The organism is Luteimonas marina (genome assembly GCF_007859325.1).
GTDB classification, from domain to species: Bacteria; Pseudomonadota; Gammaproteobacteria; order Xanthomonadales; family Xanthomonadaceae; genus Luteimonas; species Luteimonas marina.
On sequence record NZ_VOHK01000003.1, the window covers coordinates 429478 to 451636 of the forward strand.

Genomic DNA, 22159 nt, shown 5'->3' on the forward strand with positions numbered 1-22159 from the left:
GCGGATCCGTGCGCTTGGATGGACGCAAGCGCCCGTCGCGGTGGACGACCCGACATGAGGGCAATCTGAATGGTACACACAACCGCCAACCGCGGGCATCACCCCCTCTCCGTCGCGCCGTGGCCGTATGGGCGCCGGCCGGGCGGGCGGCTGCCGCTGTTCGCGTTCGCCTGCTGGCTTGCGGCGCTGCTGTGCCTGCCGGCGGCGCAGGCCGAAGACGGTCATGACCTGTGGCTGCGCCATGCGCCGGTCGAATCCGGCGCGGCCGGCGACTACCGCGCGCGGCTGGTGCAACTGGTGGCGCCGGAGGCGACCGCGACGCAGCGGGTCGCGCGCGACGAACTCCTGCGCGGTCTCGGTGGCCTGCTGGGCGCATCGCCGGCCGTGTCGAACGCCCCCGACCGGGACGGCGCACTGATCCTCGGCACGCCGGCCTCCTCGCCGCGCATTGCGAAGCTGGGGCTCGACCTCGACGGGCTGGGAGCGGAGGGCTACCTGATCCGCAGCCTGTCGGTCGACGGCCATACCGCCACCGTGGTCGCGGCCAACAGCGACGTCGGCGCACTGTACGGCGCCTTCCACCTGCTGCGCCTGCTGCAGACGCGGCAGCCGATCGACGCCCTCGACCTGCGCACATCGCCCAAGGTCGCGCTGCGCGTGCTCAACCACTGGGACAACCTCGACCGCCACGTCGAGCGCGGCTACGCCGGCCAGTCGATCTGGGACTGGCACAGGCTGCCCGACTGGCTGGACCCGCGCTATACCGACTACGCCCGCGCCAACGCCTCGATCGGCATCAACGGCACGGTGCTCAACAACGTCAACGCCAACGCGCAGATCCTCACGCCCGCCTACCTGGAGAAGGTGGAGGCGCTGGCCGGGGTGATGCGGCCGTACGGCATCCGCGTCTACCTCAGCGCCCGCTTCAGCGCGCCGATGGAGATCGGCGGCCTGAAGACCGCCGATCCGAAGGATGCGGCCGTGCAGCGCTGGTGGCGCGCCAAGGCCGACGAGATCTACGCGAAAATCCCCGACTTCGGCGGCTTCCTGGTCAAGGCCAATTCGGAAGGGCAGCCCGGCCCGCAGGATTTCGGCCGCTCGCACGCCGACGGCGCCAACATGCTCGCCGACGCCGTCGCGCCGCACGGCGGCATCGTGATGTGGCGCGCGTTCGTGTACTCGGACGAGGAGCCGGACGACCGCGCCAAGCAGGCGTACACCGAGTTCGTGCCGCACGACGGCGAGTTCCGCGACAACGTGCTGGTGCAGGTGAAGAACGGCGCGATCGACTTCCAGCCGCGCGAGCCGTTCCATCCGCTGTTCGGCGCGATGCCGAAGACGCCGCTGATGATGGAGTTCCAGATCACCAAGGAGTACCTCGGCTTCGCCACCCACCTGGTCTATCTCGGGCCGATGTGGGAGGAAGTGCTGCGTGCGGACACCTACGCGAAGGGCGAGGGCTCGACCGTCGCGAAGGTGGTCGACGGTTCGCTGGAGGCGGACGAACCAGGCAGGAGCCGGCTCAGCGGCATGGCGGGCGTGGCCAATATCGGCAGCGATCGCGACTGGAGCGGCTCGCATTTCGACCAGGCCAACTGGTACGCCTACGGGCGGCTGGCGTGGGATCCGTACCTCGACGCGCGCGACATCGCGGCGGAGTGGGTGCGGATGACGTTCTCGAACGATCCGGCCTTCGTCGATCCGGTGGTCGGGATGATGATGGCCTCTCACCAGGCCGCGGTGGACTACATGACCCCGCTCGGGCTGCACCACCTGATGGGACGCGGCCACCACTACGGACCGGCGCCGTGGGTCGAGGGCGGGCCGCGCGCGGACTGGACGTCGGTGTATTTCCATCGCGCGACGAAGGAGGGCATCGGCTTCGACCGCACGAAGACGGGCAGTGACGCGGTGTCGCAGTACGCGCCGCCGGTGGCCGAGGTGTTCAATGATCCCGCGCGCGTGCCGGAGGACTTCCTGCTGTGGTTCCACCACCGGGGCTGGACGGATCGCGTGTCGTCCGGGCGCACGCTGTGGGACGAACTCGTGCATCGCTATTCGCGCGGCGTCGCCGAAGTGCAGGAGATGCGTGCGACGTGGGACGGGCTGGCGGACCATGTCGATCCGGAGCGCCACCACCAGGTCGCGCGGTTCCTGGCAATCCAGCAGAAGGAGGCGCAGTGGTGGCGCGACGCCAGCATCGCCTATTTCCAGACCTTCTCCGGCCTGCCGCTGCCGGAGGGCGAGGCCGCGCCGCTGCATTCGCTGGACTACTACAAGTCGCTCGAGTTTCCGAACGCGCCGGGAGACGGACGTTGAAGGGATTGCCTGCATTGGAATGCCCGTCTTCATGCCGTGCCGCGGTCGCGTGGCTGGCGATCGCGCTGTCGGGTACGGTCGCACCGGCGATCGCGGCCGATGACGCGGGCGCGCCGCCGCTGCTGCACGCGATGTTCCAGGACCATGCGGTGCTGCAGCGCGACCGCCCGATCCGCGTCTGGGGCCAGGCGCACCCGGACGAGGAGGTGCGCGTGGCGCTGGCCGGCAAGCGCGTTCGCGCGCGCGCCGACGGCGACGGGCGCTGGACGGCGGAGCTTCCCGCGCTGCGCGCGGGCGGGCCGCATGTATTGAACGTGGAGGCGGGCGGGCGCAGGCAGGTGGTCGGGGACGTGCTGGTCGGCGACGTGTGGCTGTGCTCCGGGCAGTCGAACATGGAGCTGCAGGTGTGGCGCGCGCTGGATGCGCGCGCGGAGATGGCGGGCGCCGGCAACGATCGCATCCGCCTGCTCACCGTGCCGCAGGTCGCGGACGTGGTGCCGAAGGAGACGTTCTCCGAAGCGGTGCGGTGGGATCCGGTGAATCCTGACACGGTGCGCGAGTTCTCCGCCGCCTGCTACTTCTTCGCGCGCGAGCTGCAGAAGACGGTCGATGTGCCGATGGGACTGATCGACGCCGCCTGGGGCGGATCGCGCATCCAGGCCTGGACCAGCGGCGAGGCGCTGCGCACGCTCGGCATCTACGACGGCGAACTCGACGTGCTGGCGCGCTACGCCGACGACGCGGTGGCCGCGGTCGGCGACTGGGGCGCGCTGTGGCAGGACTGGTGGTCGGCCCGTCCGGGCGTCGCGGCGGACGATCGGCCCTGGGACGCGGGCAAGCCGGCAGGGCAGTGGCGCCAGGCGCCGGCGCAACTCGGCGCCTGGGAGCGCTGGGGCGTGCCGGAACTGGCCGACTTCAACGGCATGGTCTGGTACCGCACCCGCGTGCGCCTGACCGCCGCGCAGGCGGCGCAGGGCGCGGTGCTGGCGCTGGGGCCCGCGGACGAGATCGACATGACCTGGGTGAACGGCCGCGGCGTCGGCAGCACCTACGGCGCGGGCGCCGGCCGCGAGTACGCGCTGCCGGCGGGCCTGCTGCATGAAGGCGACAACACCGTCGTGGTCAACGTGCTCGACACCTATCGCGACGGCGGGCTCGCGGGACCGGCCTCGGCGCACGCGTTGCGCTTCGCCGACGGCTCCAGCGCGCCGCTCGACGGCGGCTGGCAGTACCGCGTCGTGCCGCCGGAGCTGGGGACGCCGCCGCGCGCGCCGTGGCAGAGCGCGGCCGGCCTGTCGACGCTGTACAACGGCATGATCGCGCCGCTGGGACGCTACGGCCTGCGCGGCGCGCTGTGGTACCAGGGCGAGTCCAATACCTTCGAGCACGATCGCTACGCGCAGCTGCTGCGCGTGCTGCGCAGCGACTGGCGCGCGCGCTTCGGCGACGGCCTGCCGCTGCTGGTGGTGCAGCTGGCCAACTACGGCGCGGCGCCGGTGGCGCCTTCGGAGAGCGACTGGGCCGCGCTGCGCGAGGCCCAGCGCCAGGTCGCGGCGGAGGATCCGGAGACAGGCCTGGCGGTGGCCATCGACATCGGCGACCGCTACGACATCCACCCGAGCAACAAGCAGGAGCTCGGCCGTCGCCTCGCGCGCCTCGCGCGCCATGTGGTCTACCGCGAAACGCTGCCCGCCTCGGGGCCGGTGGCGAAGGCGGCGGGCCGCGACGGCGATGCGGTGGTGGTCGAGTTCGGCGACGTCAGCGACGGCCTGGTCGCCTACGGCGGCGCAGGCCCGATCGGCTTCGAGTTGTGCGGCGACGAAACGGGTTCGTGCCGCTATGCGCACGCCGACGTCCGCGGCGACCGCGTCTCCCTGAATGCGCCCGTGGCAGGGGCCGCGACCCGCGTCCGCTACTGCTGGGCCGACAGCCCCGTCTGCACGTTGTTCGACGGCGCCGGCCTGCCGGCCGGTCCGTTCGAACTACCGGTGTCCCCATGATCGACGACGACCACGCAAGATGAACACCCACGCCACCGAAACCACTACGCACGGTTCCTCCCGCGACCGCGAGATCGTCGACGCGAAGGTCATCGTCACCTGCCCGGGACGCAACTTCGTCACCCTGAAGATCACCACGCGCTCGGGCGTCTACGGGCTCGGCGACGCGACGCTCAACGGCCGCGAACTCTCGGTCGCGGCCTACCTGTCCGACCACGTCGTGCCCAACCTGATCGGCCGCGACGCCGGTCGCATCGAGGACCTCTGGCAGTTCCTCTACCGCGGCGCCTACTGGCGGCGCGGCCCGGTGACGATGAGCGCGATCGCCGCGGTCGACGTGGCGCTGTGGGACATCCTCGGCAAGATGGCCGGGCTGCCGGTCTACCAGCTGCTCGGCGGGCGTTCGCGCGAAGGCGCGCTGGTGTACGGCCACGCCAACGGCCGCGACATCGCCGAGGCCAGCGACGCGGTTGGGGGGTTCATCGAACAGGGCTTCCTGGCCGTGCGCGCGCAGTGTGGCGTGCCCGGCATCAAGAAGGCCTACGGCGTGTCCAACGCCAAGGGCTACGAGCCGGCCGAGAGCGAACTGCCGCTGGAGACGGTGTGGAACACGCCGCGCTACCTCGAGGTGGTGCCGGCACTGTTCGAGCAACTGCGCGCCGACCACGGCAGCGACGTCGAACTGCTGCACGACGTGCACCACCGGCTCACGCCGATCGAGGCGGCGCGGCTTGCGAAAAGCCTCGAGCCCTACCGCCTGTTCTGGCTGGAGGACGCCACCCCGGCCGAGAACCAGAAGTCGTTCGAGCTGATCCGCCGGCACTCGGTCACCGCGCTGGCGGTGGGCGAGGTGTTCAACTCGATCTTGGATTGCAAGCACCTGATCGAGAATCAGCTGATCGACTACATCCGCACGACGATCGTGCACGGCGGCGGCATCACCCACGTGCGCCGGCTGGCCGATTTCGCCGCCCTGCACCAGGTGCGCACCGGCTTCCACGGCGCCACCGACCTGTCGCCGGTGACGATGGGCGCGGCGCTGCATTTCGATACCTGGGTGCCGAACTTCGGCATCCAGGAGTACATGTTCCACACCGACGAAACCGACGCGGTGTTCCCGCATGACTACGTGCTGCGCGACGGGCGGCTGCATGTCGGTGATACGCCGGGCCACGGCGTCGACATCGACGAGGCCCTGGCGGCGAAGTATCCGTATTCGCCGAAGCAGCTGCCGATCGCGCGGCTGGAAGACGGCGCGATGTGGGACTGGTGATGGTGGTGGAAATGAAGTCTCCGCGGACATTTCGACTGTCATTCCCGCGAAGGCGGGAACCCAGTGTCTTTGCTGTTGGCAGCGAGGGCACAGACGCTGGGTCCCCGCCTACGCGGGGACGACGGTGTTTCGTGCTGGCGCTGCTGCTGTCGGTACTGGCGCTGCCGGCCTCGGGTAACGAGAGCGCGTCACCACCGCCCGCCTACTTCGACTGGTTCGAATACACCGGCCGCGACGCCGCGTTCGAGGCACCGCTGCCCGAAGGCCACTTCCGCAACCCGATCCTCGCCGGATTCCACTCCGACCCGAGCATCGTCGCCGCGCGCGGCAAGTTCTACATGGTGCACTCGACGTTCACCTACTTCCCCGGCATCCCGGTGTTCGAGAGCGAGGACCTGGTGCATTGGACCCAGGTCGGCAACGCCATCCACCGCCGCGGGCAGCTCGATTTCGACGGCCTGGGCGTTTCGCGCGGCGTGTTCGCGCCGGCGATCGAATACCGCGACGGCATCTTCTACGTGGTCAACACCGCGGTCGACAGCGGCGGAAATTTCATCGTCACCGCGACCGATCCGGCCGGCCCCTGGTCCGATCCGGTCTGGCTGCCGGGCATCGGCGGCATCGATCCATCGCTGTTCTTCGACGACGACGGCAGGGTCTACCTCCTCAACAACGACGAACCCGAAGTTCCGGTGCGCTACGACGGCCATCGTGCGATCTGGCTGCAGGAAATCGACATCGCGAAGAGGCAGCCGTTCGGTCCGCGCAAGGTGCTGATCGACGGTGGCGTGAAGCCGGAAGAGAACCCGATCTGGATCGAAGGCCCGCACATCTACAAGGTTGGCGACTGGTACGTGCTGTCCAATGCCGAGGGCGGCACCGGTCCGCAGCACTCGCAGGTGGTGCTGCGCAGCCGCGATGTCTGGGGCCCGTACGAGCCCTACGCGCACAACCCGATCCTGACCCAGCGCGACCTGCCGCCCGAGCGTGCGCTGCCGGTGACCAACGCCGGCCACGCCGACCTCGTGCAGGGCCCGGACGGCAGTTGGTGGGCGGTGTTCCTCGCCAGCCGCAACTACGACGTCCGCCACTACAACACCGGCCGCGAGACCTTCCTGCTGCCGCTGACCTGGCGCGACGGCTGGCCGACGATCCTGCCGCCGGGCGAGGAGATCCCGTACGTGCTGCCCGGCCCTGCCTTCATGAAGCAGGCGGCCGGGCAGGCGCCGCTGAGCGGCAACTTCACCTGGCGCGACGAGTTCGACGCGCGCGAGCTCGACAAGGTCTGGATGTTCGTGCGCGTGCCCAGGCACGACTGGTTCGATCTCGCCGCGCAACCGGGCAGGCTCGCGATCCATCCGCTGCGCGAACGCCTGGACACGCTGGGGAATCCGTCGTTCCTCGCGCGCCGCCAACAGCATCTCGCGTTCGCGGCCAGTACGGCGCTGGACCTGCCCGCGCCTGGCATCGCCGCCGGCCTGGCCGCGTTCCAGAGCGAGCGCTACTGGTACTTCCTCGGCGTGCGCCGCGCCGCGCGCGAGGGCGCCGAGGTGTTCCTCGAGAAGAAGGCCGGCGACGGCGCCTCGGAGATCGTCGCGCTGCGCGGCGCGGGCGAGGCCGGCGCGCTGCAGCTGAAGATCGAGGGCAACGAGGGCAGGTATTCGTTCGCCTTCGACGCCGGCGACGGCCAGGGCTGGCAGTGGCTGGCGAAAGACGTCGACGCCACCGTCCTGAGCACCGAGGTCGCCGGCGGCTTCGTCGGGGCCACGCTCGGGCCGCATGCGCGCGACGAGCGCGCGGCGCCATGAATCATCGAGGGAGGAGAGGGAAGATGCCATCCACGACCGGAAACGATCCGCGCATGCCGTCGTGCCCGCAGCGGCGGGTTTCGCGCTCCCGCACGCTCGCGCGCTGGTGCGCGGCGGCATTGCTGGCGTCGCTGCCGGCGTGGCAGGCGCAGGCCGCCGATCCCGAGCGGCCGTGGCTGGACACTTCACGCAGTTTCGAGGAGCGCGCCGCTGCGCTGGTCTCGCAGATGACGCTGGAGGAGAAGGCCGCGCAGATGCAGAACGATTCGCCGGCGATCGAACGGCTCGGGCTGCCCGCCTACGACTGGTGGAACGAAGCGCTGCACGGCGTCGCGCGCGCGGGCGCGGCGACGGTGTTCCCGCAGGCAATCGGCATGGCGGCGACCTTCGACGTCCCGCTGATGGACGAGGTCTCGAAGACCATCAGCGACGAGGCCCGCGCCAAGCACCACGAGTTCCTGCGCAAGGGCGAGCACGGGCGCTACCAGGGCCTGACGTTCTGGTCGCCGAACATCAACATCTTCCGCGATCCGCGCTGGGGACGCGGCCAGGAGACCTACGGCGAGGATCCCCATCTCACCGCGCGCCTGGGCGTGTCGTTCGTGAAGGGCCTGCAGGGCGATGATCCCAAGTACCGCAAGCTCGACGCCACCGCCAAGCACTACGCCGTGCACAGCGGCCCGGAAGCCGACCGCCACACCTTCGACGCGCACCCGTCGAAGCGCGACCTCTACGACACCTACCTCCCGGCGTTCGAGGCGTTGGTGAAGGACGCCGACGTCGCCGCGGTCATGGGCGCCTACAACCGCGTCTACGGCGAATCGGCCAGCGCCAGCACCTTCCTCACCGGGAAGATCCTGCGAGGCGCCTGGGGTTACCAGGGCTACGTGCTGTCCGACTGCTGGGCGGTCGTGGACATCTGGGAGAACCACAAGATCGTCGCGACGCCGGAAGAGGCCGCCGCGCTGGCGGTGAAGAACGGCACCGAGCTCGACTGCGGCGAGACCTACGCCCCGTCGATCCCGGTCGCGGTGCGCAAGGGCCTGCTCGGCGAGGCCGAGGTCGATGCCGCGTTGACGAAGCTGATGACCGCGCGCATGCGCCTGGGCATGTTCGATCCGCCGGAGCAGGTGCGCTGGGCGCAGATCCCGTATTCGGTCAACCAGGCGCCGGCGCACGACGCGCTGGCGCGCAAGGTGGCGCAGGAATCGATCGTGCTGCTGAAGAACGACGGCGTGCTGCCGCTGTCGAAGGAGATCAAGCGCCTCGCCGTGATCGGACCGACCGCGGACGACACCATGTCGCTGCTCGGCAACTACTACGGCACGCCGGCCGACCCGGTGACCGTGCTGCGCGGCCTCCGCGAGGCGCTGCCGGACACCGAGGTGGTGTACGCGCGCGGCGCGGACCTGGTCGAAGGCCGAGACGATCCGGCAGCGACGCCGCTGGTCGAGCCGCAATACCTGCGCCCGCAGGCTGGTTCGGGTGAACGCGGCCTGCGCGGCGAATACTTCCGCAACAAGGAGCTGTCCGGAGAGCCTGTGCTGGTGCGCGTCGACGCGCAGATCGGCTTCCGCTGGGACCGCGGCTCGCCGACCGACAACCTGCTGGCGCGCGGCGAGGCCGGTCCGGACAACGCCGTGCCCAACGACGGCTTCAGCATCCGCTGGATCGGCCAGCTGCTGCCGCCGGCCAGCGGCAGGTACCGGCTCGAGGCCGGCGCCAACGACGGCTTCCGCCTGTACCTCGACGGCAAGCTGCTGCTCGACCGCTGGGAGAACGCCGAGCGCCTGCGCGCGGACAGCGTCGAGCTCGAGCTCGAGGGCGGCCGCGCCTACGACCTCCGGCTCGAGTACTACGAGAACGACCGCGACGCCAGCGTGCGCCTGGCCTGGGACCTGCCGGGCGCGAAGCCGACGTTCGACGAAGCGCTGGACCTCGCGCGCAGCGCCGATGCCGTGGTCTTCGTCGGCGGCCTGACCGGCGATGTCGAAGGCGAGGAGATGACGGTCAATTTCCCGGGCTTTTCCGGCGGCGACCGCACCGACATCCGCCTGCCGGACACGCAGCGCAAGCTGCTCGAAGCGCTGCACGCGACCGGCAAGCCGGTGGTGCTGGTACTGACCACCGGCTCCGCGCTCGGCGTCGACTGGGCCAAGCAGCACCTGCCGGCGATCCTGGTGGCCTGGTATCCGGGCCAGCGCGGCGGCAACGCGGTGGCCGACGTGCTGTTCGGCGACGTCAGTCCCGCCGGACGCCTGCCGGTGACGTTCTACAAGGCCGAGGAGACGCTGCCGGCGTTCGACGACTACGCCATGGCCGGGCGCACCTACCGCTATTTCGAGGGCGAGCCACTGTATCCCTTCGGCCACGGCCTGTCCTACACCCGCTTCGAGCATGCCGGCCTGAAGCTCGATCGCGATGTCGTCGCCGCGGACGGGCAGGTGAGGGCGACGCTGACGGTGCGCAACAGCGGCGAACGCGCGGGCGACGAAGTGGTGCAGGCCTACCTGCGTCCGCTGGCGCCGGTACCCGGTCGCGCGCTGAAGGAACTGCGCGCCTTCGAGCGCATCCATCTCGCGCCCGGAGAATCGCGCGAACTCTCGTTCGTGTTCACGCCCGAACGCGACCTGCGCCGCTACGACGAGGCCGCGCAGGCCTACGTGGTCGATCCGGGCGGGTACGCGGTGGACGTCGGTGCGTCCAGCGCCGACATCCGCGCCAGCGCAAGCTTCGAGGTGCGTGCACCGTGACCGGCACGGGCGCCCGATACGCCGCGCGGCGACCATGACGGCGCCGGTCGACACCGCGCCGCGCCTGTCGGACGGCACGCTTGCGGGCCTGCCGGCCGACGTGCGGCGACCGTCCTACGATCGCGCCGCGACCCGCATCGGCATCGTCCACTTCGGACCGGGCGCGTTCCACCGCGCGCACCAGGCGGTGTACCTCGACGGCCTGCTGGGCGACGAACCCGACTGGGCGATCAGCGCAGTCTCGCTGCACAGCCCCGGCGTGCGCGACGCGCTGCAGCCGCAGGATGGCCTGTACACGCTGGCCCTGATCGGCGAGCGCACGCAACTGCGCGTGATCGGATCGATCCGCGAGGTGCTGTGCGCGCCGCAGCAGCGCAAGGCGGTGCTGGCGCGGCTGGTCGATCCGCAGGTGCGGCTGGTGACGCTGACCATCACCGAGAAGGGCTACTGCCTCTCGGCCGACGGCGTGGACGCGGCGCATCCGGACATCGCCCGCGATCTCGTCTCGCCGGAGCAGCCGGTCAGCGCCATCGGCTGGCTGGTCGCCGGCCTGCGCGAGCGCCGTGCCCTCGGGCTGGCGCCGTACACCGTGCTCAGCTGCGACAACCTCGCCGACAACGGCGGCCGCCTGCGCCGCGCGGTGCTGGACCATGCGCGCCGCATCGACGCGGGACTGGCGGCGTGGATCGAGGCCGAAGTCGCCTTCCCGCGATCGATGGTGGACAGTATCACCCCCGCCAGCGACGAGGCCTTGCGCGCGCGCGTGGCGCTCGGCCTCGGCGTCGACGATGCCTGGCCGGTGCAGCGCGAGCCGTACACGCAATGGGTGGTCGAGGACGATTTTCGCAGCGGCCGGCCCGCGTTCGAGCGCGTGGGCGTGGTCATGAGCGGCGACATCGCCGGCTACGACCGCGCCAAGCTGCGCCTGCTCAATGCGCCGCACTCGACCCTGGCCTACCTCGGCTCGCTGATGCAGCTGGAAACCGTCGCCGACGCCATGCGCGAGCCGGTGCTGGCCGGTTTCGTCGAACGGCTGATGCGCGAGGACATCGCGCCGAACGTCGGCGCGCCCGCCGGCTTCGATGCCGACGCCTATGTCGATGCGATCCTCGAACGCTTCCGCAATCCCGCGATCCGCCACCTGCTGGCGCAGATCGCCTGGGACGGCTCGCAGAAGCTGCCGGTGCGCCTGCTCGGCACCATCGCCGACGCGTTGGCGACGGGATGGCCGATCGACCGCCTGTGCCTGCCGGTGGCAGGCTGGCTGCGTTTCGTGGTCCGCCAGGCGAAAGCAGGCGTGGCGCTGGTCGATCCACTGGACGCCGCGCTGTCGGACATCGGCCGTACCGCGACCGGCGAGCCGGCGCACGATGTCGCCGCATTCCTGGGTCTCGATGCGGTGTTCGCGCCGCTGTCGGGCGATGCGCGCTTTACCGCCGCGCTATGCGATGCGTACGCGGCGCTGGGCGACGCGGATCCGGCGGCGGTGGCGCGCGCACTCGCCGCCGCCGGACAGGACGCTCAGCGTTGAAAGCCGAGCCCGGCCACCTTCAGCGGCACCCGCGCCAGGAACTTGTGCGAGGTCATGTACAGCGTGCGTCCATCGTCGCCGAAGGCGGTATTGGCGATCGCGCTGCCGGTCTCGATGCGCCCCAGGCGCTTGCCGTTCGCGTCCATCACCAGCACGCCGCCGGGAGCGGTCGCGAACAGCAGGCCGTCGGTGGAGACCGCGAGGCCGTCGGGCAGGCCGTGCACGCCGTCGCCCATCAGGTCCGAGGCATCGGCAAGCACGCGGCTGTCGCTCGCGTTGCCGGCGTCGTCGAGCGTGTACGCCATCCACACCGGGCGCTCGGGATCGGAGTTGGCGACGTACAGCGTGCGCTCGTCGGGCGAGAGCGCGATGCCGTTGGGGAAGCTCAGCTGGCCGTCGACCAGATGCACGCTGCCGTCGGCGTCGATGCGGTAGACGCCGTTGGCGGCCTGCTCCTTCACCGGCGAGTCGTTCATGTCCTTCAGCCCGTAGGGCGGGTCGGTGAAGAACACCGCACCGTCGCTGCGCGCAATGACGTCGTTGGGGCTGTTGAGGCGCTTGCCCTCGAAATGCGTCGCCAGCGTGGTCTTCTCCTTCGTCGCCGGATCGAAGCGGGCGACCAGGCGCGAGCCGGAGTCGGCCAGCAGCACGGTGCCCGTCGCCTCGGCGGACAATCCGTTGGCGCCGGCTTCGCGCAGCGTGTCCAGCTCCGGGCCGGTGTAGCCGGACGGTTCCAGGAACACCGACAAACCCTCGGCCTGCGACCAGCGGTACATCCGGTTTTCCGGAACGTCGGTGAACAGCAGGTATTGGCCGTCGTTCACCCAGGTCGGGCCTTCGGACCAGGTGAACTCGTCGCCGGTGAGCTTCTCGACCTGCGCTTCCAGCGCGATGACGTCCTCGAACGAGGAGTCGAATACGGTGAGCTGGCCCACCGTTTCGACGCCATCCGCCTGCGCGGAGTCGGCAACGGACGTGTCGGCCGCCTGCGTGTTGTCGGGGGACGGCGTGCAGGCGGCGAGTGCCGCCGCGATGGCGGTGGCGAGAAGCGAAGCAGGGTGGATGCGCATCGGCGTGTCCTGTCTGGAAGTGGCGGTACGGGCGGCGCGGGAACTTGCCCGGTGCGTGCCTCCCGGGAGGCGTTGGCGTTCGTCGGTACGTGCGGTCGACGGTCGCGCGTGATGCCCGCTGCATTGCGGCAGGGCGAGCGCATGCGTCCGCGTCCGGATGATAGCGCTAACGGGCTACGGACCGTGCGAGCCGTCCGGTTGCATCGGCAACCTTGCCGGAATGCCTTTCGATGCCACGCGTGTCCGGGCGCCTGCCCACATTCCTCGTGCAGGAGTGAGCGCGGCTCCAACAAGGACGTCATCCCGGCGAAAGCCGGGATCCATCTTGATCTTCGCCTTGCGCGGGAAGATCGGACGCCCACTGAAAAATGGATCCCGGCGTTCGCCGGGATGACGCGTGACCCAGCGATCTCAAATTGGCGCGAAGGCATGTGCGACGCGCATGCGGACACGTGGCGACTGCGTCCGTTCTCCTTCATCGACAAGTCGCGGCGATGCTTTCCCGCAGCTTCCATCCCGACCCCCGCCATGGATCCCGTGACATGCCCACCACGCTGACCCGCCACGCCACCGCCGACGGCCCCCGCTGGGCGCTCGACGACCGCTACCTGCCGGTGGACTTCACCCTGTCGCAATGGCTGGCGCTTCCCGGCCTTGACGCGCAGCGGCGGCTTGCATCGCTGCCGCGCGGCGATGTCGCCGATGCGCCGCTGTTGGCGCCGGTCGAGGACGCGCAGGAGGTCTGGGCCAGCGGCGTGACCTACCTCAGCAGTCGCATGGCGCGCGAGGCCGAGTCGCAGAGCGCGGACGTGTACCAGAAGGTCTACGGCGCCGAGCGTCCGGAACTGTTCTTCAAGGCCAACGGCTGGCGCGTGCGCGGCCACGGCGCGCCGATCCGCGTGCGCGACGACAGCCACTGGAACGTGCCCGAACCGGAACTGGTGCTGGTGCTCGACGCCGGCGGCGGGATCGTCGGCTACACCACCGGCAACGACGTGTCCTCGCGCAGCATCGAGGGCGAGAACCCGCTGTACCTGCCGCAGGCCAAAGTCTACGAGGGCGCCTGCGCCATCGGCCCCGGCATCCGCCTGTGCGCGGCCGAACGGATGCGCGACCTGCCGATCTCGCTGGAGATCGTGCGCGGTGGCGCATCCGTGTTCTCGGGCGCGACGCGCACCTCGCAGATCAAGCGCAACCTTGAGGAACTGGCCGGCTGGCTGCTGCGCGAGCTGCCGCAGCCGCACGGCGCCTTCCTGTTCACCGGCACCGGCGTCGTGCCGGGCGAGGATTTCACCCTGCGCGGCGGCGACGTCGTGCGCATCGACATCGATGGCCTGGTCCTGGAGAACCCCGTGCAATGAATGCGAACACCGTGCTGCAGCCGATCCTCGTCGATGGCCGCTGGGTGCAGGCCGAGGCACCGACCGGTCGCTTCCACGCCTTTGAGCCGTCCACGCGCGAAGCGCTGGCCGACCGCGAATTTCCGGTCTCGGGCTGGCGCGACCTCGAGGCGATGCTGGACGCCGGGAAACACGCCGCCGCGGGCATGGCGCACCTGCCGCCGGAGACGATCGCGCGTTTCCTCGAGACCTACGCCGACGCCATCGAGGCCAGGGCGGACGCGCTGGTCGAGGCCGCGCATCGCGAAACCGGCCTGCCGGCCGAACCGCGCCTGCGCAACGTCGAACTGCCGCGCACGACGCACCAGCTGCGCCAGGCCGCAAGTGCGGCGCGCGACGGCAGCTGGAGCCGGCCGACCATCGACACCGCGGCGAACATCCGCTCCGTGCACGGCCCGCTCGGCGGACCGGTGCTGGTGCTGGGTCCGAACAACTTCCCGTTCGCGTTCAACGGCATCGCCGGCGGCGATTTCGCGGCGGCGATCGCGGCGGGCAATCCGGTCATCGCCAAGGCGCATCCGGCGCATCCGCACACATCGGCGCTGCTGGCCGGGGCCGCGCTGGACGCGGCGAACGCGGCCGGCCTGCCGCCGGGCGCGGTGCAGATGTTCTTCCGCACCGACGGCGAACTGGGCCTGCGCCTGGTGACCGATCCGCGCCTGGGTGCGGCCGCGTTCACTGGCGGGCGTCCGGCCGGGATGAAGCTCAAGGCTGCCGCCGATGCGGTGGGCAAGCCGATCTACCTGGAGATGTCGAGCGTCAACCCGGTATTCGTGCTGCCGGGCGCGCTGCGCGAGCGCGGCGACGCCATCGCCGCCGAACTGCACGGCTCCTGCGCGATGGGCGCCGGCCAGTTCTGCACCAAGCCGGGCGTGACGGTGTTGCGCGCCGGCGACGGGGTCGATCGTTTCATCGCGGAGCTGCAGCGCCTGACCGCGGCGGCGACGCCGGGCGTACTGCTGTCGCCGCAGGCGCCGCGCGACATCGCGACGACCGTCGCCAGGCTGCAGGCGGCGGGCGCGGAACTGCTGGCCGGTGGCGCGATCGCCGAAGACGCGCAGGGCTTCGCGTTCCAGCCGACCTTGCTGCGCGTGTCCGGCGAGCGCTTCCTTGCCGATCCGGAAGCGCTGCAGTCGGAGGCCTTCGGCCACGTGAATCTCGTCGTGGTCGCCGATTCCTGCAGCCAGCTGCTGCAGGTCGCCGAGGCGATGGAGGGCAACCTCACCGGCACGATCCATAGCGATACCGGCGGCAGCGACGATGCCGCGTACGACACGCTCGCGCCGATCCTGCGCGCGCGCGTCGGCCGCCTGCTCAACGACAAGATGCCGACCGGCGTCGCGGTCAGCGCGGCGATGAACCACGGGGGGCCATTCCCCGCGACCGGGCATCCCGCGTTCACCGCGGTCGGGATTCCGGCGTCGCTGGTCCGCTTCTCCGCGCTGCATTGCTACGACAACGTGCGGCCGCATCGCCTGCCGTCGTCGCTGCAGGACCGGAATCCCACCGGTTCGCTGCTGAGACTGATCGATGGGGAATGGACCACGCGTGATGTCTGATCGTGCGACGCCTGCCGCTTTGCTCCCTCCCCCGCTTGCGGGGGGTGAGGAAGACCCGTTTGCGCGGCATTGCCGCGCGGGTCATCCGAACGCCCGGCGCGCTGCGCCGGGCCGGGCGGGTTGGGGTGGGGGGCAGTCGGTATCAGGCATTTCGTCGAAAAGCTTTCCCCCATCCCAGCCTTCCCCCGCACGCGGGGGAAGGAGTAGTCACGGACACGGGAAAGTTGACCTGCACCAGACAACGCCATGACCGCATCCGATGCCAGCCTCACCGCCATCCTCGGCGACGGTTCCCCCATCGCCACCACGCGCACCTCCGGCGAAGGCCCATCCGGCCACCTTCCGATCGACGCGCGCATGCTGCGCGAAGCGCCGAGCGGCCACCTCTTCGGCATGACCCAGAACGCCGGCATGGGCTGGCGCGCCTCCGAAGTCGCGCGCGACCCGTACATCATCGTCAGCACCCAGGGTGGGCTGCGCGCCGAGGACGGGCAGCCGGTCGCGCTCGGCCTGCACACCGGCCACTGGGAAATCGACCGCATGGTGCGCGCGGCGGCCGAGACGTTCGCCGCAAACGGTGGCCTGCCGTTCTCGGTGATGTGCTCCGATCCCTGCGACGGTCGCACCCAGGGCACGGCCGGCATGTTCGACAGCCTGCCGTACCGCAACGATGCGGCGGTGGTGATGCGGCGCCTGATCCGCTCACTGCCCACGCGCCGCGGCGTGCTCGGCGTGGCCACCTGCGACAAGGGCCTACCGGCGGCGATGCTGGCGCTGGCCGGCTGCGCGGACCTGCCCGGCGTGATCGTGCCCGGCGGCGTCACCCTGCCGGCGCGCGGCGCCGAGGACACCGCCGTCGTGCAGACCATCGGCGCGCGCTTCTCGCACGGGTTGATCGACCTCGAATACGCCGCGGCGATGGGCTGCCGCGCCTGCGGCTCGCCCGGCGGCGGCTGCCAGTTCCTCGGCACCGCCGCGACCTCGCAGGTGATCGCCGAGGCGCTGGGCATCGCGCTGCCGCACAGCGCGCTGGCGCCGTCGGGCGAACCCGTGTGGCTCGACATCGCGCGGCGCTCGGCGCTGGCGCTGATGCGGCTGGCGGGGCAGGGGGCCCCGCTGTCGGGGATCCTCACGCGCGAGGCCTTCGACAACGCGCTGGTGGTGCACGCGGCATTCGGCGGCTCGACCAACCTGCTGCTGCACGTGCCGGCGATCGCGCATGCCGCGGGCGTCGAACGCCCCGCGGTCGACGACTGGATCCGCGCCAACCGCGCCACGCCGCGGCTGGTCGACGCGCTGCCCAACGGTCCGCGCCACCATCCGACGGTGCAGGTGTTCATGGCCGGCGGCGTGCCCGAGGTGATGCTGCACCTGCGCGCGATGGGGCTGCTGCGTCTCGACGTACTCACTGTCACCGGGCAAACGCTCGGCGACAACCTCGACTGGTGGGAGCGCAGCGACGCCCGCCGCATCGCGCGCGAGCGCCTGCGCGAGCTCGACGGCGTCGATCCGGGACACGTCATCATGGGGCCGGACGCCGCGCGCGCCGCGGGCCTGTCCAGCGCGCTGGTGTTCCCGCGCGGCAACATCGCGCCCGAGGGCTCGGTGATCAAGGCCACCGCGATCGACCCGTCGGTGGTCGACGACGACAACGTCTACCGCCACACCGGCCGCGCCCGCGTGTTCGCGAGCGAGCGCGACGCGATCCGCGCGATCAAGGCCAAGGGCGACGGGGCGGTGGCGGCCGGCGACGTCATCGTGCTCGCCGGCTGCGGACCCGCCGGCACGGGCATGGAGGAAACCTACCAGCTCACCTCGGCGCTCAAGCACCTGCCCTGGGGCAAGCACGTGGCGGTGATCACCGACGCGCGCTTTTCCGGCGTGTCCACCGGTGCCTGCATCGGCCACGTCGGCCCCGAGGCGCTGGCGGGCGGTCCGATCGGCCGCCTGCGCGACGGCGACGCGATCCGCATCGAGATCGACCGCACGCGGCTGGAAGGCCGCATCGATTTCATCGGCCCCGATCCCGACGCGCCGCTGGAACCTGAAGCCGCTGCCGCGCTGCTCGCGGGCCGCGAACGCCATCCCGCGATCGCCGCGCATCCGTGCCTGCCCGCCGACACCCGGCTGTGGGCCGCGCTGCAGGAAGCGAGCGGCGGCACCTGGGCGGGCTGCGTCCATGACGTCGACCGGATCGTGGAGACGTTGCACGCCGGTCGCGAAGCGCTGGCGCAGCGTGCGCGCGACGCGGGAAAGGCGAGCTAGTGCGCCTCACTGTTTCACGCTTGTCATCCCGACCGAAGGGAGGGATCTCGTTCGCGCTGATGGCGGGATTTCTCGCTTCGCTCGAAATGACAAGACGAACTCGAAATGACAAGACGAAGCCGTAGGCAGCAGAGCCAAATCGAAACCACGGACTTGACCGGTCGCCGGGGAGGGCGCACGCAATGACCACGTTCCTGATCATCGCCGCAGCGATCGCGCTGCAGATCTTCCTGACCGCGCGCAAGGTCAGCCCCTTCCTGTCGTTGCTGATCGTCGCCGTCCTCACCGGCCTGTGCCTGGGCATGTCGCCGCGGGACCTGCTCAAGACGATCGACGTCGGCGTCGGCAGTACGCTCGGCGGTCTGGCGCTGGTGATCTGCCTCGGCGCGATCCTGGGCAAGGTGCTCGAGGAGAGCGGGGCGGCGGAGAAGATCGCCACCACCCTGATCGGCCGCTTCGGCGAGAAGAACATCCAGTGGGCGCTGCTGCTGACCGGCTTCCTCGTCGGCATCCCGCTGTACTTCAACGCCGGCTTCATCATCCTCGTGCCGCTGATCTTCTCGCTGGCGCGCAAGACCGGGCTGCCGATCCTCTACCTCGCCATCCCGACCGTCGCCTCGCTCAGCACCACGCACTGCTTCCTGCCGCCGCATCCGGGGCCGGTGGTGCTGGTGAACGCCTTCGGTGCCGACATGGGCCTGACCCTGCTCTACGGCATCGCCATGGCGATTCCCGCCGTCGTCATCGCCGGCCCGCTGCTCGGGCGCTGGATGCAGGTGATCAACCCGCCGATGCTCGACCTGTTCTCCTCCGGCAGCGCGCACAAGGAACTCCCGGGCGCATTCGCCTCGTTCCTGATCGCGCTGTCGCCGGTGCTGCTGATCAGCGTGTCGGTGCTGGCCGAAAGCCTGCTGCCCGATGGCGTGGCGAAGACCGCGCTGCTGTTCGTCGGCAACCCCACCATCGCCCTGCTGCTGTCGACGCTGGTGGCGTTCTACTGGCTCGGCCATCGCCGCGGCGCGGGCCTGGAGACGCAGACCCGCTGGCTCAACGCGGCGATCGCCAGCATCGCGGTGATCCTGCTGATCATCACCGCCGGCGGCGTGTTCAAGCAGGTGCTCGTCGACAGCGGCGTCGGCGCCACCATCGCCTCGTTCAGCAGCACCTGGCAGATGCCGCCGCTGGTGTTCGCGTGGCTGGCCACCGCGATCCTGCGCGTGATGATCGGCTCGTCCACCGTCGCGGTCATCACCGCCGCCGGCGTCGTCGGCCCGCTGATCGGCCCGAGTGGCGCATCGCCCGAGCTGATGGTCCTCGCGGTCGGCGCGGGCAGCGTATTCGGATCGCACGTCAACGACTCCGCGTTCTGGATGTTCAAGGAGTTCTTCAACCTGTCGATGAAGCAGACGTTCGTGTCGTGGACGGTGATGGAGACCACCATCTCGATCGTCGGGTTGGGTGGGGTGCTGTTGCTGGATCTGGTCGTCTCGTAGGCGTTGCCGCATGTGGGTGGCCAGCGATCCGGGGCGATCATTCCCTCCACGAGGCGATCTGTCGAACGGATCGACGCAGCCGTCGCAAGGTCTCGGTCATGAATTCTGCCGGCAGCCACTGCATCGAGCAGGACGTGTCGGGCATATCCCCCGGGTTGGCCGGGAACGCCGCCGATAGAAGACCTTGCCGGCCTCAGGACATGGCACGGAACCGCTTGCGATAGTCGCTGGGCGACAGTTCCACCACGCGCGTGAATACCTTCCGGAAGGCACCCACGTCGGCGTAGCCGACCTTCCATGCAATCTGCTCCAGCGACTGCGCCGTGAACTGCAGCAGCTCCTGCGCCCTGCCGACCCGCAGGCGCTGTACATAGTCGGTGGAGGTCAATCCGGTGGCCTTCTGGAAGCGGCGCAGGAACGTGCGCTTCTCCAGGCCGGCATGTGCGGCCATCGTCTCGAGGTCCGTCTCCCGGGTGTCGGTGGTCTGCAGCCAGTGCTGTACTTTCAATATGGCGGCATCGCCATGGTCCAGCTTCGGCGCGAAAGCGCTGTAGTAGGCCTGTTCACGCCCCGGCGGGTCGACGACGAATGCCCGCGCCGTCTGGATCATGATGGGTCCGCCGAGCAGGCGGCCGATCAGCTTCAAGGTCAGGTCGGTCCAGGCCATGATGCCGCCTGCGGTGAGGATCTCGCCGTCGTCGATGATCAATCTGTCCGTGTCTACGAAAGCATCCGGCAAGCGTGCCTGCAGCGCGTCCTTGAAGAACCAGTGCGTGGTCACCGTTCTCCCCGAGAGCAGGCCAGTGGCCGCCAGCACGAACGTTCCCGCGCACACGGAAGCAACCTTGGCGCCCTTCGCGTGCAGGCCTTGCAGCCATTGTGCGTAGTCCATCGCTGCATCCTCACCCAGCGGGGCCATGGCGGGCGGAATCACCACGATGGCGGGCTCGCTCGACGACGTCGGGGATGAATCGAACACGCGCTCCGGCACAGGTCCTGCTTCCAGGGTCCAGTGGGTGATCCTCAGCACGGCCCCCTCCGACCCCGCCCGCTTGCCGCGAGCCGCTTGGTCGGCATAGAGCAGGAAGTCGGTCATTCCCAGAACCGATGCCATCTGCACGCCGGGATACAGCAGGAGCCCGATCTCGACGGGACTGTCCATGGACCTGTCCATATCACCCCTGATTTTGTCGCTTCAGCCGATTCTACAGGGCGGGCCAACGGCCTAGATTGTCGCTTACCCCGGAACGCAGGAGACTTCCCGTGAACAGGCGCGCAATCATCGTCATCGATCTGCAGAACGAGTATCTCGCCGACGGCAAGTTGCCGCTGGTCGGCATGGAGAGCGCCGTGGCCAATGCCGCGCGGATCATCGGGGCCGCGCGCGCCAGGGGCGAACCCGTCATCCACGTCCTGCACGAGAATCCCGGCAGCAAGGCGACCTTCTTCATGCCCGGTACGCCCGGCGTGGGAATCATCCCGCAGGTCGGCCCCACGCAAGGCGAGCAGGTCGTCGTCAAGCATCATCCCAACGCGTTTCGTGACACGCAGCTCCAGGAAACATTGCGCGCGCAGGATGTCGGTGCCGTCGTCGTGCTGGGTGCCATGTCCCACATGTGCGTGGACGCCACGGCCAGGGCAAGTGCAGACCTCGGCTACGAGGTCACGGTTGTCGAAGATGCCTGCGCCACCATGGATATCAACTACGGCGCCCGGTTCGTGTCGGCGTCGCAGGTACATGCAGCCCACGTGGCCGCATTGGCATTCGCGTATGCCAGCGTCGTTTCCACCGATACGTTGCTGTCCGGATAGACCGCTTTTCCTGCATCCCAAGTCGTTCGACGACCACCCGTTCTTCCAATCCAGAGGATATGCCCATGATCAGGAACATTCGAACCATCCTGGCGACTGCCATGACCACGCTTGCGGTGAGCGCTGCGGCCCACGCCCAGCCTGCCACATCGTCGCCTGCCGCCGACGCGGCGAAGAACGTCGTGCTGGTGCACGGCGCCTTTGCCGATGGCTCCGGCTGGCGCGGTGTCCACGAGGAACTGAACCGGCGCGGATACCGCGTCACCATCGTGCAGAACCCGCTCACCTCGCTTGCGGATGACGTCGCCGCGACGCAACGCGCACTCGATCGCCAGGATGGCCCGACCATTCTCGTCGGCCACTCCTGGGGCGGCACCGTCATCACCGAAGCGGGCACCCATTCGAACGTGGTTGGGCTGGTCTACGTCTCCGCCCTGTCGCCCGACGCCGGAGAAACGACGGCCCAGCAATACGAAGGGTTTGCGTCGACCCCCGAGTTCGTCATCGAGACCCACAAGGACGGGTTTGGTTTCCTGAGCCCTCAAAAGTTCAAGGCCGGCTTCGCCCATGATGCAAGCGACGCAGACGCGGCATTCATGCGGGACTCGCAGGTGCCGATCAACATGTCGGTCTTCGAGACCCGGCTCAAGGACGCGGCGTGGCGGACCAGGCCGAGCTGGGCGGTCATCGCGACCGAGGACAAGGCATTCGATCAGGCAATGCTGCTTCACATGGCAAGGCGCATTGGGGCGCAGATCACCAAGGTGTCCGCCAGCCACGCGGTCTTCATGACGCAGCCGAAGGTGGTTGCCGACACGATTGATCGTGCTGCCAGGGAAGCCGGATCGCGGGCTGCGCAGCACTGAGGCAGCACAC

At 69.8% G+C, this 22159-nt stretch carries 14 protein-coding genes; 12 read left to right on the forward strand and 2 right to left on the reverse strand.

The features are described 5' to 3' along the window. Nucleotides 1-69: 69 nt before the first annotated feature. The 6 genes from FQY83_RS08660 to FQY83_RS08685 all read left to right on the forward strand — a co-directional run bounded on the left by FQY83_RS08660 (nt 70) and on the right by FQY83_RS08685 (nt 11684). Nucleotides 70-2319 carry an alpha-glucuronidase family glycosyl hydrolase gene (locus FQY83_RS08660; RefSeq protein ID WP_146387104.1) on the forward strand — a complete coding sequence of 750 codons (2250 nt, stop codon included), beginning with the start codon at nt 70-72 and terminating at the stop codon, nt 2317-2319. A 5-nt stretch (nt 2320-2324) separates the two neighbouring features. Further along, nucleotides 2325-4319: a sialate O-acetylesterase gene (locus FQY83_RS08665; protein ID WP_425478625.1), complete on the forward strand. Its 1995-nt coding sequence runs from the start codon at nt 2325-2327 to the stop codon at nt 4317-4319. Nucleotides 4320-4338: 19 nt separating this feature from the next. Then, nucleotides 4339-5592 carry a D-mannonate dehydratase ManD gene (gene manD, locus FQY83_RS08670; protein ID WP_146387106.1) on the forward strand — a complete coding sequence of 418 codons (1254 nt, stop codon included), beginning with the start codon at nt 4339-4341 and terminating at the stop codon, nt 5590-5592. A gap of 131 nt (nt 5593-5723) precedes the next feature. Continuing rightward, complete coding sequence (locus tag FQY83_RS08675) at nt 5724-7400, forward strand: glycoside hydrolase family 43 protein (RefSeq protein WP_425478616.1); 1677 nt, start codon at nt 5724-5726, stop codon at nt 7398-7400. Between the two features lie 23 nt (nt 7401-7423). After that, on the forward strand, nt 7424-10153 hold the full coding sequence (locus FQY83_RS08680) for a glycoside hydrolase family 3 protein (RefSeq protein WP_238333448.1): 2730 nt from the start codon (nt 7424-7426) through the stop codon (nt 10151-10153). A 34-nt stretch (nt 10154-10187) separates the two neighbouring features. Next, a complete protein-coding gene (locus FQY83_RS08685) occupies nt 10188-11684 on the forward strand; it encodes a mannitol dehydrogenase family protein (RefSeq protein ID WP_146387110.1) in 1497 nt (498 codons plus the stop codon). On the opposite strand, the gene FQY83_RS08690 is transcribed toward FQY83_RS08685, so the two are convergent. Continuing rightward, nucleotides 11675-12754, reverse strand: a complete 1080-nt coding sequence (locus FQY83_RS08690) for an SMP-30/gluconolactonase/LRE family protein (protein WP_146387111.1) — start codon at nt 12752-12754, stop codon at nt 11675-11677. The two genes, FQY83_RS08685 and FQY83_RS08690, sit on opposite strands and share 10 nt — an antisense overlap. A 542-nt stretch (nt 12755-13296) precedes the next feature. Here FQY83_RS08690 and FQY83_RS08695 point away from each other — a divergent pair. The 4 genes from FQY83_RS08695 (at nt 13297) to FQY83_RS08710 (ending at nt 19471) form a co-directional block, all read left to right on the forward strand. After that, nucleotides 13297-14115 carry a fumarylacetoacetate hydrolase family protein gene (locus tag FQY83_RS08695; RefSeq protein ID WP_146387114.1) on the forward strand — a complete coding sequence of 273 codons (819 nt, stop codon included), beginning with the start codon at nt 13297-13299 and terminating at the stop codon, nt 14113-14115. After that, nucleotides 14112-15713, forward strand: a complete 1602-nt coding sequence (locus FQY83_RS08700) for an aldehyde dehydrogenase (NADP(+)) (RefSeq protein WP_146387116.1) — start codon at nt 14112-14114, stop codon at nt 15711-15713. Before FQY83_RS08695 ends, FQY83_RS08700 begins: the two co-directional genes overlap by 4 nt. 246 nt (nt 15714-15959) lie before the next feature. Continuing rightward, nucleotides 15960-17978, forward strand: a complete 2019-nt coding sequence (locus tag FQY83_RS08705; RefSeq protein WP_146387118.1) for a YjhG/YagF family D-xylonate dehydratase — start codon at nt 15960-15962, stop codon at nt 17976-17978. Nucleotides 17979-18160: 182 nt separating this feature from the next. Then, on the forward strand, nt 18161-19471 hold the full coding sequence (locus tag FQY83_RS08710; protein ID WP_146387120.1) for a GntT/GntP/DsdX family permease: 1311 nt from the start codon (nt 18161-18163) through the stop codon (nt 19469-19471). Nucleotides 19472-19664: 193 nt separating this feature from the next. Here FQY83_RS08710 and FQY83_RS08715 read toward each other — a convergent pair whose 3' ends face one another. Next, entirely contained in the window at nt 19665-20633 is a 969-nt protein-coding gene (locus FQY83_RS08715) for a GlxA family transcriptional regulator (protein ID WP_202878173.1), read from the reverse strand. Between the two features lie 101 nt (nt 20634-20734). Here FQY83_RS08715 and FQY83_RS08720 point away from each other — a divergent pair, with 101 nt between their 5' ends. Together FQY83_RS08720 and FQY83_RS08725 are read left to right on the forward strand one after the other, a co-directional pair. After that, entirely contained in the window at nt 20735-21283 is a 549-nt protein-coding gene (locus FQY83_RS08720) for a cysteine hydrolase family protein (RefSeq protein WP_146387124.1), read from the forward strand. 65 nt (nt 21284-21348) lie between these two features. Continuing rightward, nucleotides 21349-22149 (forward strand): alpha/beta fold hydrolase, encoded by an 801-nt coding sequence (locus FQY83_RS08725; protein ID WP_146387126.1) that lies wholly within the window; start codon nt 21349-21351, stop codon nt 22147-22149. Nucleotides 22150-22159 lie beyond the last annotated feature (10 nt).

Bases quoted from the DNA above. Each gene is read 5' to 3' on its own strand.
- FQY83_RS08660 (WP_146387104.1), top strand. From the start codon at position 70: ATGGTACACACAACCGCCAACCGCGGGCATCACCCCCTCTCCGTCGCG.
- manD (WP_146387106.1), top strand. From the start codon at position 4,339: ATGAACACCCACGCCACCGAAACCACTACGCACGGTTCCTCCCGCGAC.
- FQY83_RS08680 (WP_238333448.1), top strand. From the start codon at position 7,424: ATGCCATCCACGACCGGAAACGATCCGCGCATGCCGTCGTGCCCGCAG.
- FQY83_RS08685 (WP_146387110.1), top strand. From the start codon at position 10,188: ATGACGGCGCCGGTCGACACCGCGCCGCGCCTGTCGGACGGCACGCTT.
- FQY83_RS08690 (WP_146387111.1), bottom strand. From the start codon at position 12,754: ATGCGCATCCACCCTGCTTCGCTTCTCGCCACCGCCATCGCGGCGGCA.
- FQY83_RS08695 (WP_146387114.1), top strand. From the start codon at position 13,297: ATGCCCACCACGCTGACCCGCCACGCCACCGCCGACGGCCCCCGCTGG.
- FQY83_RS08700 (WP_146387116.1), top strand. From the start codon at position 14,112: ATGAATGCGAACACCGTGCTGCAGCCGATCCTCGTCGATGGCCGCTGG.
- FQY83_RS08705 (WP_146387118.1), top strand. From the start codon at position 15,960: ATGACCGCATCCGATGCCAGCCTCACCGCCATCCTCGGCGACGGTTCC.
- FQY83_RS08710 (WP_146387120.1), top strand. From the start codon at position 18,161: ATGACCACGTTCCTGATCATCGCCGCAGCGATCGCGCTGCAGATCTTC.
- FQY83_RS08715 (WP_202878173.1), bottom strand. From the start codon at position 20,633: ATGGACAGTCCCGTCGAGATCGGGCTCCTGCTGTATCCCGGCGTGCAG.
- FQY83_RS08725 (WP_146387126.1), top strand. From the start codon at position 21,349: ATGATCAGGAACATTCGAACCATCCTGGCGACTGCCATGACCACGCTT.